Annotated in this window: 12 protein-coding genes and 1 other RNA gene; 7 read left to right on the top strand and 6 right to left on the bottom strand. The window is 62.6% G+C overall.

Translation table 11 applies throughout. The annotated features are described in order from the left end of the window. The first annotated feature begins 113 nt into the window (after nucleotides 1-113). The 7 genes from lepA (at nucleotide 114) to T281_RS01115 (ending at nucleotide 9,668) form a co-directional block, all read left to right on the top strand. On the top strand, nucleotides 114-1,925 hold the full coding sequence (gene lepA, locus T281_RS01145) for a translation elongation factor 4 (protein ID WP_037232865.1): 1,812 nt from the start codon (nucleotides 114-116) through the stop codon (nucleotides 1,923-1,925). Nucleotides 1,926-2,181: 256 nt separating this feature from the next. After that, nucleotides 2,182-3,348, top strand: a complete 1,167-nt coding sequence (locus T281_RS01140) for a glycosyltransferase (RefSeq protein WP_037232804.1) — start codon at nucleotides 2,182-2,184, stop codon at nucleotides 3,346-3,348. After that, the gene (hpnC, locus tag T281_RS01135) at nucleotides 3,345-4,226 is read left to right on the top strand and encodes a squalene synthase HpnC (RefSeq protein ID WP_037232803.1); all 882 of its coding nucleotides are present in this window, start codon (nucleotides 3,345-3,347) and stop codon (nucleotides 4,224-4,226) included. Before T281_RS01140 ends, hpnC begins: the two co-directional genes overlap by 4 nt. Next, complete coding sequence (gene hpnD / locus T281_RS01130) at nucleotides 4,223-5,080, top strand: presqualene diphosphate synthase HpnD (protein WP_037232800.1); 858 nt, start codon at nucleotides 4,223-4,225, stop codon at nucleotides 5,078-5,080. The genes hpnC and hpnD overlap by 4 nt, the downstream gene beginning before the upstream one ends. A 2-nt stretch (nucleotides 5,081-5,082) precedes the next feature. Further along, on the top strand, nucleotides 5,083-6,408 hold the full coding sequence (gene hpnE / locus T281_RS01125; RefSeq protein WP_081796514.1) for a hydroxysqualene dehydroxylase HpnE: 1,326 nt from the start codon (nucleotides 5,083-5,085) through the stop codon (nucleotides 6,406-6,408). Nucleotides 6,409-6,412: 4 nt separating this feature from the next. Next, nucleotides 6,413-8,452, top strand: coding sequence for a squalene--hopene cyclase (gene shc, locus T281_RS01120; protein WP_037232799.1), 2,040 nt, complete (start codon nucleotides 6,413-6,415; stop codon nucleotides 8,450-8,452). 508 nt (nucleotides 8,453-8,960) lie between these two features. Then, entirely contained in the window at nucleotides 8,961-9,668 is a 708-nt protein-coding gene (locus tag T281_RS01115) for a phosphorylase (RefSeq protein WP_081796513.1), read from the top strand. A 63-nt stretch (nucleotides 9,669-9,731) separates the two neighbouring features. On the opposite strand, the gene hpnH is transcribed toward T281_RS01115, so the two are convergent. From hpnH to apbC, 6 genes are all read right to left on the bottom strand, one after another. Next, the gene (gene hpnH / locus T281_RS01110) at nucleotides 9,732-10,874 is read right to left on the bottom strand and encodes an adenosyl-hopene transferase HpnH (protein WP_037232796.1); all 1,143 of its coding nucleotides are present in this window, start codon (nucleotides 10,872-10,874) and stop codon (nucleotides 9,732-9,734) included. Nucleotides 10,875-10,964: 90 nt separating this feature from the next. Then, nucleotides 10,965-11,921, bottom strand: coding sequence for a 4-hydroxy-3-methylbut-2-enyl diphosphate reductase (gene ispH, locus T281_RS01105; RefSeq protein ID WP_081796512.1), 957 nt, complete (start codon nucleotides 11,919-11,921; stop codon nucleotides 10,965-10,967). A gap of 487 nt (nucleotides 11,922-12,408) precedes the next feature. Further along, a complete protein-coding gene (locus T281_RS01100) occupies nucleotides 12,409-12,987 on the bottom strand; it encodes a L,D-transpeptidase (RefSeq protein ID WP_037232794.1) in 579 nt (192 codons plus the stop codon). 280 nt (nucleotides 12,988-13,267) lie between these two features. Further along, complete coding sequence (locus T281_RS01095; RefSeq protein WP_037232852.1) at nucleotides 13,268-13,822, bottom strand: SspB family protein; 555 nt, start codon at nucleotides 13,820-13,822, stop codon at nucleotides 13,268-13,270. Nucleotides 13,823-13,859: 37 nt separating this feature from the next. Then, nucleotides 13,860-14,238, bottom strand: a transfer-messenger RNA (tmRNA) gene (gene ssrA, locus T281_RS18065). Between the two features lie 83 nt (nucleotides 14,239-14,321). Then, on the bottom strand, nucleotides 14,322-15,413 hold the full coding sequence (apbC, locus tag T281_RS01090; protein WP_037232791.1) for an iron-sulfur cluster carrier protein ApbC: 1,092 nt from the start codon (nucleotides 15,411-15,413) through the stop codon (nucleotides 14,322-14,324). Nucleotides 15,414-15,533: the final 120 nt, after the last annotated feature.

The following is a 15,533-nucleotide window of genomic DNA, read 5'->3' as shown; positions in this document are numbered from 1 at the left end:
AAGGCGCTATGACCGAGCCGAAATCGCCCGAGCCGATGAACACCGAGCCTTCGACTACCGTTGCCGCCACAGCCGCGCCAACGGCGGAGGCCGCCAAAGGAGCGCCCAAAACTGTGACGCCACTTTCGCGCATCCGCAATTTTTCGATCGTGGCGCATATCGATCACGGCAAATCCACGCTCGCTGACCGCCTCATTCAGTATTGCGGCGGCATGACGGACCGCGAAATGGCGGGTCAGGCGCAGGTTCTCGATAACATGGATATCGAGAAGGAGCGCGGCATCACCATCAAGGCGCAGACCGTTCGGCTCGACTATAAGGCCAAGGACGGCGAGCTTTATCAGCTCAATCTGATGGACACGCCGGGGCACGTCGACTTCGCCTATGAGGTGAGCCGCAGCCTCGCCGCGTGCGAAGGCTCGCTCCTCGTCGTCGACGCAAGCCAGGGCGTGGAAGCGCAGACGCTGGCGAATGTCTATCAAGCGCTTGACAACAATCACGAAATCATCCCCGTCCTGAACAAGATCGACCTGCCCGCCGCAGAGCCGGACCGCGTGAAGCAGCAGATCGAAGACGTGATCGGCCTCGACGCATCCAACGCGGTGGAGATTTCGGCCAAGACCGGCCTCAACATTGAAGCGGTGCTTGAAGCCATCGTGCACCGCCTGCCCCCTCCGCGCGAGGGCGACGTCAAGGCACCGCTCAAGGCAATGCTGATCGACAGCTGGTACGACCCCTATCTCGGGGTGGTGGTGCTCGTCCGCATGATCGACGGCGTGCTGAAGAAGGGCATGCGCATCAAGTTGATGGAGACCGGCGGCGTCTACCCGGTGGATCGCGTCGGCATTTTCCGTCCGAAGCAGGAGATGCTTGATGCGCTCCGCCCCGGCGAAGTCGGCTTTTTTACCGGCGCGATCAAGGAAGTGGCGGATACGCGCGTCGGCGATACGATCACGGAAGAAAAGCGGCCCACGGCGAAGGCCCTTCCGGGCTTCAAGCCGGTGCAGCCGGTCGTGTTCTGCGGCCTGTTTCCGGTGGACGCCTCGCAGTTCGAGGATTTGCGCGACGCGATGGGGAAGCTGCGCCTTAACGACGCAAGTTTCCAGTATGAGATGGAGACGAGCGCGGCGCTCGGCTTCGGCTTCCGCTGCGGCTTCCTCGGCCTGCTCCACCTCGAAATCGTCCGCGAGCGCCTCGAACGCGAATTCAATATCGATCTCATCACCACCGCCCCCTCGGTGATCTATCGCCTCTATATGACCGACGGGCAGATGGAAGAGATGCACAATCCGGCCGACATGCCGGACATCGTGAAGATCGACCACATCGAAGAGCCGTGGATCAAGGCCACGATCCTCGTTCCCGACGACTATCTCGGCGCGGTGCTCAAGCTGTGCGAGGATCGGCGCGGACGGCAGATCGATCTGTCCTATGCCGGCAATCGCGCCATGGTGGTCTACGAACTGCCGCTGAACGAGGTGGTGTTCGACTTCTACGACCGGCTGAAGTCCGTTTCGCGCGGCTATGCCAGCTTCGATTACCAGCTCATCGAGTACCGCGAGGGCGACCTCGTGAAAATGACCATCCTTGTCAACGCCGAGCCGGTCGACGCGCTTTCGATCATCGTGAATCGCGGGCGCGCCGAGACGCGCGGGCGCATGATGTGCGAGAAGCTGAAGGAGTTAATCCCCCGCCACTTGTTCCAGATCCCGATCCAGGCAGCCATCGGCGGGAAGATCATCGCGCGCGAAACGCTGTCCGCGCTCCGGAAAGACGTGACCGCGAAATGCTATGGCGGCGACGTCAGCCGCAAGCGCAAGCTGCTCGACAAGCAGAAAGAGGGCAAGAAGAAGATGCGGCAATTCGGTCGCGTCGAAATCCCGCAAGAGGCCTTCATCGCCGCGCTCAAGATGGACGCGAACTAGCGGCGGCGCGTGCACAAGCGGCGGGTATACGTATAATTTCCGTGCGCGAATAAAGAATTACAGCATTTCCGGCGCGCAGAATGAAAACGGGTCTAAAGGCCCAACCGGTGGACCGGGGACTTGTCCTGCCGAGAAGACGAACAAAAACAATAGACTCCAAGCTCCTTTCTCTTCTATTCGAAGCGATAGGTACTTAGGGCGGATGCTGGTTGCAGTGGGGCACCGCAGCTGGCATCGATAAAACAAGAGTCTGGGCATGACGGTCGAGTTGACTTTGGGTAGCGTCGCGCTTGCGGCGTGGGTTTTTCTGTTGGCCGCTCGCGGGGGATTCTGGCGAGCGAAAGTTCAGGAAGAGAAAGAGCGCGCATTCGCGCCCGCGACGTGGCCTTCGGTGACGGCCGTCATTCCGGCGCGAAACGAGGCCGACGTCATCGACCGATGCATTTCGTCGCTGCTGGCGCAGGATTATCCAGCACGGCTGGACGTGGTTCTCGTTGACGATCAGAGCGACGATGGCACATCGAAAGTCGCGCGCAAGGCCGCCGAAGCGCTCGGCGCAAGCGACCGCCTCACCATCATCTCGGGCCAGCCCCTTCCGCGCGGCTGGACGGGGAAGCTCTGGGCCGTCAACCAGGGCGTCGCGGAAGCTTCATCGCGGCCGCTGCCCTCGAGCTATCTGCTCCTAACCGACGCCGACATCGCCTACGATCAGGGCGTCGTTCGTCGCCTCGTGGCCCGTTCGGAAGGGCGCGGCCTCGTCCTCAACTCGCTGATGGTCAAGCTCCGTTGCGAGAGCTTCGCCGAGCGTATGCTGATCCCGGCCTTCGTCTTCTTCTTCCAGATGCTCTACCCGTTTGCGTGGGTGAACCGCCGCGATCACCCCATGGCGGCGGCCGCTGGCGGCTGCATGCTCGCGCGGCGCGACGTGCTCGAAGCGGCGGGCGGCATCCGCGCCATCCGCTCGGCGCTGATCGACGACTGCGCGCTTGGCCGCGCCATGAAACGCAAGGGGCCGATCTGGCTCGGGCTCACGAACAGCGTCCACAGCCTGCGGCCCTATGCTCATTTTGAAGACATCCGCAAGATGGTGGCGCGCTCGGCCTACGATCAGCTCAACTATTCGCCGCTGTTGCTCGCGGGCACCGTCATCGGAATGACGTTAACCTATCTTATTCCGCTCTGGCTCGCGGTTTTCGGCACTGGTCTTGCGCAAGCCGTGGGCGCGATAAGCTTTGTCTTGATGGTGGCGGCTTTCTGGCCGATTGTCCGCTTCTACAGGCTTTCGCCGTTGTGGTCGGCAGCGCTGCCCGCCATCGCGGTTCTCTACATGACGTTCACGGTCGACTCCGCGCTCCAGCAATGGCGCGGCAAGGGCGGCCTTTGGAAGGGGCGCGTTCAGGCGCAGCGCGCGGAGGCATCATGACGGCGGGTCCGGTCTGGGAAGCAGGCGAGAAGACGCATCGGGACGAGAATTTCCCGGTCGCGTCGTTTCTCGTATCGAAGCGGCATCGAGCGCCGATCATGGCGTTCTACCGCTTTGCGCGCGCCGCCGACGACGTCGCCGACGATCCAAACCTTTCCGAAGACGAGAAGGTCTTCACGCTCGACGCGTTCGAGGCGACGCTGCTGGGCCAGACCGACGCAATTGCGCATGCCGTGCCGCTGCGGGCTGCCCTCGCCGAGCGCGGGTTATCGCCGCAGCACGCACAAGACTTGCTGATCGCGTTCCGCCGCGACGCGCGCCAGACTCGCTATACCGACTGGGACGACCTCATCGATTATTGCCGCTACTCCGCCATGCCGGTCGGGCGCTTCGTGCTCGACGTCCACGGTGAAAGCCGCGACACGTGGCCCGCGAATGACGCACTTTGCGCCGCGCTTCAGATCAACAACCACCTTCAGGATTGCGGCGCGGATTACCGCCGCCTTGACCGCGTCTATATCCCGCTCGATCAGCTTGAGGGGCGCGGCATCCCGGTGGAAGCGCTCGCCGCGCGGAAAGCCTCGCCCGCGCTGCTCGACGTGATCCACCATCTTGCCGCGAAGACCGAAGCGCTCCTCGGCTCGGCGCAGCTTTCGCACGGCGTCCGCGATACACGGCTCAGCCTCGAAGTCGCCGGTATCGAGCGGCTCGCCCGCAAGATCGTGCATCTCTTGAAGGAGCGCGACCCCTTGAGCGAGCGCGTACATCTGTCGAAAACCGCGTCCGCGTCGAATCTGATCGCCGCGGCGAGCCTCGAACTCGGGCGGCGGCTGTTCGCGCCGGGCAACGCTCAGCCTGCGTTGCGGGGTGGCAAATGACCGCGACCGAAGTTCTGGACGACCTCCAGCATCCCGAGGATGAGGCGTCGAAGCGCGCGCTCGGCAGCTCGTTCTATGCCGCGATGCGCATCATGCCGCCCGGCCAGCGCGAGGCGATGTTCGAGATCTACTCCTTCTGTCGCGCGGTGGACGACATCGCCGACGACATCGAGGGAGACGCGGAGGGCCGACTTCGCAAGCTCGATCTGTGGCGGCGCGACATCGACGCCGTGTATCGCGGCGAAAGCGTACGCGGGCTTTCCGGCCTCGCCGTCGCCGTGCGCGACTTCGGACTTGAGCGCGAGGATTTCCGCGCCGTGATCGATGGCATGGAAACCGACGTGCACGGCCCCGTGCAGGCACCAACCTTCAACGACCTCGACCTATACTGCGATCGCGTGGCGAGCGCTGTCGGCCGCCTGTCGGTGAAGGTGTTCCGCATGCCGGACCACGCGGGCCGCGAACTGTCCGAGCATCTCGGCCGCGCACTGCAACTCACCAACATTCTGCGCGACCTCGACGACGACGCCGCCATCAACCGGCTTTACCTCCCGCGGGAATTCCTGGCCGACGAGGGCATCGAAAGCACCGACCCCGACACCGTGCTCGCGCACCCAGCGCTCGGCGAGGTGTGCAACCGCATCGTCAAGCTCGCGCGCTGGCACTTCACCGAAGCCGACCGGATCATGAAGGCGCACCCGCGTCGCATGGTGCGTACGCCGCGCGTGATGTCGGAAGCCTACAAGGCCATCCTCTCCGGCCTCATCAAGCGCGGCTTCAAAACGCCGCGCACGCGCGTCAAGTTGTCGAAGCCGCGCATCGTCTACATCGTCCTGCGCCACTGCATCGTCTAGCCATGGATCAGGCCGACTCGACACAAACCCGCGACGAAGGCGGGACCGCGCAAGGTTTGCCCGAAGCGCCTGCTGCCGCGAGCAGTGGCGCGCCGCTCACGCATGTCATCGGCGCGGGGCTGGCTGGCCTGTCCGCCGCCGTTCGCCTCGCCGAGCGGGGCCACCCCGTCGCAGTCTACGAAGCGAGCATCCACGCGGGCGGCCGCTGCCGCTCCTATTACGACGCGACGCTCGATCAGGTGATCGACAACGGCAACCACCTGTTGCTGTCCGGCAATGACTGCGCTTTTCGTTATCTCTCGCTGATCGGTGGCGCGGCGAAGATGCACGCCCCGGCGAAGGCCGAATTTCCGTTCGCGGATCTCATCACCGGCGAGCGCTGGACGCTCAGCATCAATGACGGCCGCCTGCCGCTCTGGCTGTTCGACGCCAAGCGCCGCGTGCCGGGCACAAAGCCGCTCGACTATCTCGGCGCGGCGCGTCTGATGTGGGCTGGCGCAGACAAAACTGTAACTGATGTTATCGCGCCCAAAGGCACGCTCTATGAGCGGCTCTGGCTGCCGCTGATGATCGCTGCGCTGAACACGGACCCCGCCGAGGCATCGGCGAAGCTCGCGGGCACCATCATGCGCGAGACGCTGGCAAAGGGCGGCGAGGCCTGCCGCCCGCTGGTTGCGGAAGGGCTGTCCGCGGCGTTCATCGATCCGGCGCTCGACTATCTGCGCGCGCGGGGCCACAGCGTCACCTTCGGGCGGCGACTGAAGCGCATCGCCTTCGCGGATGGCAGCGTGACCGGCCTCGACTTCGGCGACGGCGAAATTCCGGTGGCGGGCGGCGAGACGGTCATCCTCGCTGTGCCGCAATGGATCGCGCCGACGCTCGTCCCCGGCCTTTCCGCGCCGACCGAGGTCCGCTCCATCCTGAACGCGCATTTCCGCATCGCGCCGCCAGCTGGCTTCCCACCGCTGATGGGCGTTGTGGGCGGCACGATCGAATGGCTCTTTGCATTCGAAAACAGATTGTCTATTACGATCAGCGGCGCGGATCGACTGGTCGACCGTCCACGCGAAACACTCGCCGCCGATCTCTGGCGCGAGGTTGTTACAATTACGGGGCTTCCGCCCGAACTGCCTCCGTGGCAAATCGTCAAGGAAAAGCGTGCTACGTTCGCCGCTACCCCCGCTCAGGATGCCGTGCGCCCGAATGCGACAACGCAGTGGCGCAATCTTTTTCTCGCGGGCGATTGGACGCAGACCGGCCTTCCCGCGACCATTGAGGGGGCGATCCGCTCCGGCGAGCGCGCCGCCCTGTTGACGATGAGGGTTTAGAGTAATGATGGATATGACCGGCCGCAACGGCGTCAATTTCGCCGAAGGCAGCGCCGAGCGCTTCGATTTTGATCGCGCCCATTTCGATCGCAGCCATGGTAGCCTCGCAGATCGCGCCTTCCTCGAAGAACGCATCAATGCCGCATCGTCGGCCCTTCTGTCCTACCAGCGCGAAGACGGCCACTGGTGCTTCGAGTTCGAGGCGGACGCCACCATCCCGGCGGAATACGCGCTCCTTGTGCATTACCTCGGGGAAGAGCCGAACCTTGAGCGCGAGGCGAAGATCGCCACCTATCTGCGCCGCATTCAGGGCGAGCATGGCGGCTGGCCGCTGTTCCACAAGGGCGAGTTCGACATGAGCGCCAGCGTGAAGGCCTACTTCGCGCTGAAGATGATCGGCGACGACATCGACGCGCCGCACATGGTCCGCGCCCGCGAGGCGATCCTGTCGCGCGGCGGCGCGGAGATGGCGAATGTGTTCACACGCATCCTGCTCGCGCTGTTCGGCGTGGTCACGTGGCGCGCAGTGCCTGTGATGCCGGTCGAGATCATGCACCTGCCGCGCTGGTTCCCCTTCCACATGTCGAAGGTGTCCTACTGGGCGCGCACGGTGATGGTGCCGCTGTTCGTGCTCGGCGCGCTGAAGCCGGTCGCGAAGAACCCGCGCGGCGTCTCGATAAACGAGCTGTTCCATACGAACCCGAAGAAGGTTGGGCCGCGCCCTCGCGCCGAAGGCCAGAGCCGCGCGTGGTACACATTCTTCGCGGGCGTAGACGCCTGCCTGCGCGTGGTCGATCCAATGCTGCCGAAGCGGTCGCGCAAGAGCGCTATCGGCAAGGCCGTCGCCTTCGTGAAGGAGCGGCTCAACGGCGAGGACGGCCTCGGCGCGATCTTCCCGGCGATGGCGAACAGCGTGATGATGTACGAGGCGCTCGGCGTGCCGGAAAGCGACCCGGACCGCGCCATCGCCCGCTATTCCATCGAGAAGCTGCTGTTCGAGACGGAAAACGAAGTCTACTGCCAGCCGTGCGTCTCGCCGGTGTGGGACACGGGGCTTGCTGCACATGCCCTGCTGGAGACGGGCGGCGAGGCCGAGCGCGAAGCCGCGCATCGCGGGCTCGAATGGCTGAAGCCGCTTCAGGTGCTCGATGTGAAGGGCGACTGGGCGGATCAGAAGCCCGACGTGCGCCCCGGCGGCTGGGCCTTCCAGTATGCCAACCCGCATTATCCCGACGTCGATGACACCGCCGTGGTGGCGCTGGCTCTCGACCGGGCCGCGCACCTGCCCGGCAGCAACGCCAACTTCGAGCAGTCCGTCGCGCGCGCCAAGGAATGGGTTTCCGGCCTTCAAAGCAAGAACGGCGGCTGGGGCGCCTTCGACGCGGACAACACCTGCTATTACCTGAACAACATCCCGTTCTCGGATCACGGCGCGCTGCTCGACCCACCGACGGTGGACGTCAGCGCGCGCTGCGTGTCAATGCTCGCGCAGCTCGGCGAGAAGCCCGACACCAACGCGGTCATGAAGCGCGGCATCGACTATATCCTGTCCGAGCAGGAGAAAGACGGCTCGTGGTTCGGCCGCTGGGGCAGCAACTACATTTACGGCACGTGGTCGGCGTTGTGCGCGCTGAATGCGGCGGGCCTCGCGCATGATTCCGCAGCGATGCGCCGCGCGGTGGCGTGGCTCGTTTCGATCCAGAATGAAGATGGCGGCTGGGGCGAGGACGGCTCCAGCTACAAGCTCGACTACAAGGGCTATGAGAAGTCGCCCAGCACGGCATCACAGACATCGTGGGCGCTGCTCGGCCTGATGGCGGCGGGCGAGGTTGATAATCCGGCGGTCAAGCGCGGTATCGCGTGGCTCGTCGCGAACCAGAACGAGGCGGGCACCTGGAAGGAAGAACGGCATAATGCGCCCGGCTTCCCGCGCGTGTTCTACCTCATCTATCACGGCTACTCGAAATACTTCCCGCTATGGGCGTTGGCGCGCTATCGCAACCTCACGAGCGGCAACCGCGCACCCGTGATGCACGGGATGTAGGCAGCGGCGCGGCTGGCTTCATCGCTTTGGTTTCGTGGGAGGCGCGGCCACCGAGGGCGCGCAGAGGCGAATGCTTTCACGGTAGCGTGGCCTGTCCAAATACCTGCCACATTCGCGGCTTGGCTGCCCTTTGCTGCGGGTCTAATCGGGATAAACCGCCCTTTCCCAAAACCATTTTCGGCCTGAAAGTGGGCGTGTACCTTGCGTCAGAATCGCTCACCTTGCGGCGTCGCCGTTGCTAGCAATCCGATAAACGCGAACGCACGAATTCGCGCGCGATCTTAACCTCATCTTCAAGGCTTCTTGCCCTCGCGCAAACTGTCGGCTAGCCTCGCTCGCACCGAAGGCGTTCTGCGCTTGCGCGTGAATGATGTGTCCCATCCTGAGAAGATAGTCCGTTCGGCAAGTGGACGCTGGTTACCGCGGGTGAACAACAAAGCCCGGTCTGAGTCTGAGCGGCTTTGCAAAAAGGCCGGTAACGCGGCGACTTCGCCCTGAGGTACTCTCCATGACAATGCTCGCCGAAAAACCCGTCCTCGTGGCCACGGGCATGGACTTCGAGGCGCGTCTCGCCGAGAAGCACGGCGGCGCACGCGCTGTTTACGGGCAAAACCGACCGAAATTACTCGATGGTCTGCACACGCATGCGCGGGCCGGTGTGCGTGGCCTCCTGAGCTTCGGCACGGCTGGCGGCCTGCTGCCCGCGCTGAAGCCTGGCGACATCGTCGTCGCAACGGCCGTGTTGACGGCGGATGGCACGTTCGAGACGGACGCGCGCTGGACGCAATCGCTCCTGAACGCTCTGCCGCACGCCTATGCCATGCCGGTTTACGGCTCTGAAACGCCCATCATCTCGGCGTTCGAGAAGGAAGCGCTCGCATCGAACACAGGCGCGGCGGCGGTGGATATGGAATCGCAGGTGGCGGCTGGAGTGGCCGCTCATTATGCGCTGCCCTTCGCCGTTCTTCGTGTGGTGATCGATCCCGCCGACCGCGCCGTGCCGTTAAGCGCCATCGCCGGCGTCCGCGAAGACGGTACGACAGACGCCGTCGCGGTGCTACGCTCGCTCCTACGCCACCCGCGCGACATTCCCGGCATCATTCGCCTCGCGGGCGACAGCCAGAAGGCCAAGCAAGCGCTCGCCGACTGCCGGAAGACGCTGGGGCCGCTTTTCGGTCTACCGGAGCCGGTGGAAGTACCGCTACACACCGAGTGAGCCAGCGTCGCCGGGCGACGCCAACAACTTCGCCTCGCGGGCAAAGCCGCGAGGCATCCGACGTTATTCCGCCGCTGAAAGACGCTGCGGCTTCTCTTCCTCATCCGCGATTCGCTTCATTTCCTGCTCGACGTGAAGCGAATGCACATAGGTCGCGGGACGCTGATCCGCCATGGAGATTTCCGGGGCGAATGGGCCATCCGTGCGGATACCCGTCCACATGAGCTTGAGCATGCTGAGCGGGTTGGTGATGCTGGCATGCGCTGCCGTTGGCTCGTAGCCGCAATGCGCCATGCAGTTCGCGCACTTCTCGTAGCGGCCGGTGCCGTAGGAGTCCCAGTTGGTGGTCTCCATCAGTTCCTTGTAGGTGCGCGCGTAACCCTCGCCGATCAGATAGCACGGCTTCTGCCAGCCGAAGATGCTGCGCGTCGGCATGCCCCAGGGCGAGCAATGAAATTCCTGGTTGCCCGCGAGGAAGTCGAGGAACAGCGGCGAGTGCGTGAACGTCCAGCGCTTGCCCTTGCCGAGCTCGAAGACCTTGCGGAACAGTTCTTTGGTCTTGCGACGGTTCAGGAAGTGCTCCTGATCGGGCGCGCGCTCATAGGCGTAGCCGGGCGAGATCGAGACGCCGACGCCGAGCTCCTTGCAGAAGTCGAGAAACCGCGCGAGTTCCTTCGGGTCGTAACCGTCGAACACCGTCGAGTTGACGTTGACCTCGAAGCCTTTCGCCTTGGCGAGCCGGATCGCATTGAACGCGCGGTCGAACACGCCTTTCTGGCACACGGATGCATCATGATGCTCGCGCAGGCCGTCGAGGTGCACCGAAAAGAAGAAATAAGGCGACGGCTCGAACAGATGCAGCTTCTTCTCAAGCAGCATAGCGTTGGTGCAGAGCGAAACGAAACGCTTCTGCGCGATGAGGCCCTTCACGATCTGGTCGATCTCGCGATGGATGAGCGGCTCACCGCCGGGGATCGCCACCATGGGCGCGCCGCATTCTTCCGCCGCGTCGAGGCATTCCTGCACCGACAGCCGACGGTTCAGGATCTGATCGGGATAATCGATCTTGCCGCAGCCCGCGCAGGCAAGGTTGCAGCGAAAAAGAGGCTCCAACATCAGCACGAGGGGATAATGTTTCCGTCCCTTGAGCGTCTGCTTCAGAAGATAAGCCCCAATCCGTCTTTCCTTGAAAAACGGCAACACCATTGCACGCTGCTCCCACTAATCGTCGCGCGAATGCGCGTCTCGGCATTTCGTTATAATCGAGAGAGGGACTTAGCCTCGATAAACTCGATCTCAAAGGGCGTGTAGCTGGACGGGGAGACGAAACTCCACATTTTCTTCAACGCCTGGTAAATTTGTCACGTCGACCGGGCCAAGCTTTCGCAGGGCTTCGATCACATCCTGAACCATCCCCTCGGGTGCGGAAGCTCCGGCGGTCAGGCCGACGATTTGCGCACCGCGCACCCAATCGGGTTTCAATTCGCTGCCATCCGCCAGCAGATAGCTTGGCACACCCGCCTCTTCGCCGATCTCGCGCAGACGGTTCGAATTCGAACTGTTCTTCGCGCCCACCACGAGAATGACGTCCGCGATCTTGGACAACTCGCGCACGGCCATCTGGCGGTTCTGCGTAGCGTAGCAGATGTCGTTCGTGCCGGGGCCTATGACGTCCTTGAAGCGGTCCTTGATCGCAAGGATGATCCCGCGCGTGTCGTCAATGCTGAGCGTCGTCTGGGTGATGTAGGCGACCGGCGTATCGCGCGAGACAGGCAGCGCCGCGACATCGTCTTCCGTCTGCACCAGATGAACCGTGCCGGGGATCTGGCCCATTGTGCCCTCGACCTCCGGATGTCCGGCATGGCCGACGAGAATGAGCGTGCGCCCCTGACTGAGGTATCGCTTGCCTTGCAAGTGAACCTTGGTAACGAGCGGGCAAGTCGCATCGATGACGGGAAGGCCGCGCTCCTCGGCCGAAATCTCGACGTCCTTGGCTACGCCGTGCGCACTGAAAATGGTGACGGCACCTTCGGGGATCTCGTCGATCTCATCCACGAAGCGAGCGCCCTTGGCCTTCAGGTCGTCGACGACGTGCTTGTTATGCACGATCTCATGCCGGACGAAAACGGGGGCGTCGTATTTTTCGAGCGCGCGCTCGACGATCGATATTGCGCGGACAACCCCGGCACAGAAACCACGCGGCTGAACCAGAACGACTTGTATGCTGCCATTAGCGCGAGCGAGTTTCTGCATCCCGGTCACCTCGTATCGATGACGTGGCCCATTTTCCACGCAAACCACTATAATTGCCTCTCGCCAACAAGCCGCTCGCACCCACCGTTCCGAAGCTGGCCCAATAAACAGTCGTTCGAATGACACTTTTGGGGAGTGCCTTTCCAGCAATCAAGATCAAACGCCCCTTTCAGTCAGGACGCCCCTGAATACTGTGATTTTCCAGCACCACAAGCACCTTGGCCTGCATCTACCGCGCCAAGATGTGTTACCTAACAGGCGCACCCGCTGATAAGCGTTGCCGTGATTATGCCGGATCCGCCGTATTGAAAGTCTAAACTCTCCCGCCCCTCGCCGGACAAACCCACACAGAGTAATGTTCATTCACTGAACAAAGGCGAAAATTTGCCTAAGTCGACGGTGAATACGGGCCATGCAATTCTCGCAGAGTGACGAAAATGAAAAAGGCCGGCGGACCGGCCTTTCATCTCGTCATGATCAGATTGAACTACATCGTCCTCATGCGGTCCCAGGTCACCACAACCTTCGCGCCGACTTTCGCACGGCGATAGAGATCGGCTGCGTCCTCATTATACATACGGATGCAGCCGTGGGAAACCTGCTGGCCGATCAGCCAAGGCGCGTCCGTGCCGTGAATGCGGTACAGAGAGTCGCCGAGATACAGGGCGCGCGTGCCGAGCGGATTGCGCGGATCGCCGCCGGGCACGTAAGCCGGAAGCTTGGGATTTTCCCTGCGCATGTCAGCAGTTGGCGTCCAGGCCGGGTTCTCGCGCTTCTGGCTGACGTAGCTGACGCCGGACCACTTGGCTTCCGCCTTCGGGATCGCAATCGGATAGCTATAGGCCACAGTCTTGGACTCGACGTAGTAGAGACGGCGGTCGCCGAAGCTGACGATGATGTCGCCCACATTATGGCTGCCATTGATCCTGACGACCTGGCGTCCCTGCGGGCTCATCGGACCGAAAAGGTCATTGAAGAAACTGTCGAGAAACGCAGCACTCGCATTCGTGGTAGCGATTGTCAGGGCAAGGCCCGCAACCGCGATTTTCATAATGAGGCGTGACATTCAAATCCCTCCGGCGTCTCACCAATCTCAACCTTCAACGAAGAAGCCTCAGCTTGCTCTCTCAACGGAGAAGTTCAGCCGCGGTTCCTCATCGCAAACGGCTTTTTCGAAGGCCACAACTTTCGTTTGTGAGAACATAACCAACGGGAGGCTGTACGTCAGCCCCTAAACCGCCGCCTTCTTGCCGCTTTGCGCGAGCGATGTTGCGAAGATGACACGTAGGGATGACTGGCCAATTAATATGAGCAGCCAGTCAATCGAATATTTCAACTGCCGCCGATCACTTTTTCCGGAACTTGTCCAGACTGACAACTTCGGCGGTCTTCCGATGCTTTTCGGCCGCATCATCCTCATCCTCAGTCGCCTCGATGGCAATCTCAGGTTGAGAGTTGTCGTGATGGGGAATGGCCTGAACTTCCTGCTCGGCGAGAGGAGAAGGAACAAGCGAGAGACCTTCGTCGGCCTTGGCCAGTTCACCCTCGGACGCACGCAGGCCGAGCGCGAAGTGGACGCTCGGATCCTGAAAGATGCGCACCGCGCTGAACGGAATGACAAGCCGCTCGGGAATATTGTTGAAGGAAAGCCGCACCTCGAAGCGATCCTCCGTCACCGCCAGATCCCAGAATTGGTGCTGGAGGACGATGGTCATCTCGCTCGGATACTGATCCTTGAGACGCTTCGAAAGACCGACGCCCGGAGAGCGCGTGTCGAAGGTGATGTAGAAGTGGTGATCGCCCGGAATGCCGCGCTTCAGAACACGCAGAAGAACGGACCGGACGACCCCGCGCAGGGCTTCGAGCACGAGATCGTCGTACGGGATGGTGTCTTCGGGCATGTCTGCTTCTACAAGATAGGCCATGGGCCGTGAAGGAAGTGGCGGGCTTCTGTTGCCCGGCGCCCGCCAGCCGCGCCTGATAGCAGCTACGCCATCAGGACTTTAGTTCGGTGCAGTTACGCCGCAATCGCGACGGGACGAGCACCAGCATAGTTGTCATTCGCAACTATCATTTTGGCCCAAAACGGCGGTACCATGCCGAGCGAAAGACCACCTTTTACACCCTCGTCGATCCTATTTCGCCCCCATCAAAAGCCGTCGCCATTGCGGCTTAGGCTTCGCCGTACGACGGCTTGTGGTGGAGGCGCCGGGTACCGCCCCCGGGTCCGATAGGCTTATTACGATATCCATTTATCGCCATAGCTGGCGAACCAGCAATGAGTAATATAGAACGTCTCCAGCCCGTTGGAAAGACGGCGGCGCAAGAATGTCGACATACGCAGCATGTATGTCACGCTTGGCGCGAAAAAATCGCCCGCCCGGCACGCAGCGGTGCCTGTTATTCGATCACGATCTTCGGCCCCTTGACGGTGGCGGCGCCGGAGAGGCCGTTCCAGATCGAAGCCGCGATCTCCCGGTAGAGCTTTGCATGCGTCGATCCGGGGTCCGAGACGACGATGGGCCGCCCGGCATCGGATGTTTCACGCACGGCCATATGCAGCGGAAGCGCGCCCAGGAACGGCACGCCGAGCTTCCGCGCCTCGTTCTCCGCCCCGCCATGGCCGAAGATGTCGGACTGCTCGCCGCATTTCGGGCAGACGAAAAAGCTCATGTTCTCGACGATGCCGAGCACGGGCACGTTGACCCGCTTGAACATCTCAAGGCCCTTGCGCGCATCGATCAGCGCCAGATCCTGTGGCGTGGACACGACAACCGCGCCCGCAAGCGAAGCCTTCTGCGCCATGGTGAGCTGCGCGTCGCCGGTGCCGGGCGGCATGTCGACCACCAGCACGTCGAGCTCGCCCCACGCCACATCGTTCAGCATCTGGGTCAGCGCCGAAATGACCATAGGGCCGCGCCAGATCATCGGCGTTTCCTCCTCGACGAGGAAGCCGATGGACATCGTCTTCAGTCCGAATTTTTCGATGGGAGCGAGGATATTGTCGCCGATCAGTTCCGGCTTTTCCGAAATCGCGAGAAGGCGCGGCACCGACGGGCCGTACACATCCGCGTCCAGGAGGCCAACCTTCAGGCCGTTCGCGAGAAGGCCCAACGAGATGTTGACCGCCGTCGTCGATTTGCCGACACCGCCCTTGCCCGAAGCCACCGCAATGATGTGGCGAACGCCGCCGATCCCGCGCCCGATGGCAGCGTCAGCTTGCTTCGCGGCCTCACCCTCCTTCGCATCGGCCGTCAGAACCACGGTCGCGCCAGCAACTCCCGGCAGCGCCCGCACCGTCTCTTCCGCCTCGCGCCTGACCGCTTCATAAGCCCGCGCGTCTCTCGGCGGGACGCTCAGCGCAAAATACACCTTGCCCTTCACGATGGCGATCTCGGACAGGATGCCCGCCGAGACGAGGTCCAGGCCGCCGGGCGTTCGGACGCTCTTGAGGGCTGCGAGAACAGTTTCTTTTGTCGGAGTATCGGGCATGGGAACCGCCGGGCTGTTTCTGTGGATGGATTTTTTCTTAATCTAGGGTGCGCGGCGGCGACACGAAAGCGCCTTCCTTGAATCGCCCCGCAGAAAACGCCGCGAAGCTCTCCTCGGGGG

It is taken from the genome of Rhodomicrobium udaipurense JA643 (assembly GCF_000636015.1).
Taxonomy (GTDB): domain Bacteria; phylum Pseudomonadota; class Alphaproteobacteria; order Rhizobiales; family Rhodomicrobiaceae; genus Rhodomicrobium; species Rhodomicrobium udaipurense.
Note: the sequence above shows the minus strand (reverse complement) of the source record. Positions and strands in the feature narration are given on the sequence as shown.

Bases quoted from the DNA above. Each gene is read 5' to 3' on its own strand.
- T281_RS01140 (WP_037232804.1), top strand. From the start codon at position 2,182: ATGACGGTCGAGTTGACTTTGGGTAGCGTCGCGCTTGCGGCGTGGGTT.
- hpnC (WP_037232803.1), top strand. From the start codon at position 3,345: ATGACGGCGGGTCCGGTCTGGGAAGCAGGCGAGAAGACGCATCGGGAC.
- hpnD (WP_037232800.1), top strand. From the start codon at position 4,223: ATGACCGCGACCGAAGTTCTGGACGACCTCCAGCATCCCGAGGATGAG.
- hpnE (WP_081796514.1), top strand. From the start codon at position 5,083: ATGGATCAGGCCGACTCGACACAAACCCGCGACGAAGGCGGGACCGCG.
- shc (WP_037232799.1), top strand. From the start codon at position 6,413: ATGATGGATATGACCGGCCGCAACGGCGTCAATTTCGCCGAAGGCAGC.
- T281_RS01115 (WP_081796513.1), top strand. From the start codon at position 8,961: ATGACAATGCTCGCCGAAAAACCCGTCCTCGTGGCCACGGGCATGGAC.
- hpnH (WP_037232796.1), bottom strand. From the start codon at position 10,874: ATGGTGTTGCCGTTTTTCAAGGAAAGACGGATTGGGGCTTATCTTCTG.
- ispH (WP_081796512.1), bottom strand. From the start codon at position 11,921: ATGCAGAAACTCGCTCGCGCTAATGGCAGCATACAAGTCGTTCTGGTT.
- T281_RS01100 (WP_037232794.1), bottom strand. From the start codon at position 12,987: ATGTCACGCCTCATTATGAAAATCGCGGTTGCGGGCCTTGCCCTGACA.
- T281_RS01095 (WP_037232852.1), bottom strand. From the start codon at position 13,822: ATGCCCGAAGACACCATCCCGTACGACGATCTCGTGCTCGAAGCCCTG.
- apbC (WP_037232791.1), bottom strand. From the start codon at position 15,413: ATGCCCGATACTCCGACAAAAGAAACTGTTCTCGCAGCCCTCAAGAGC.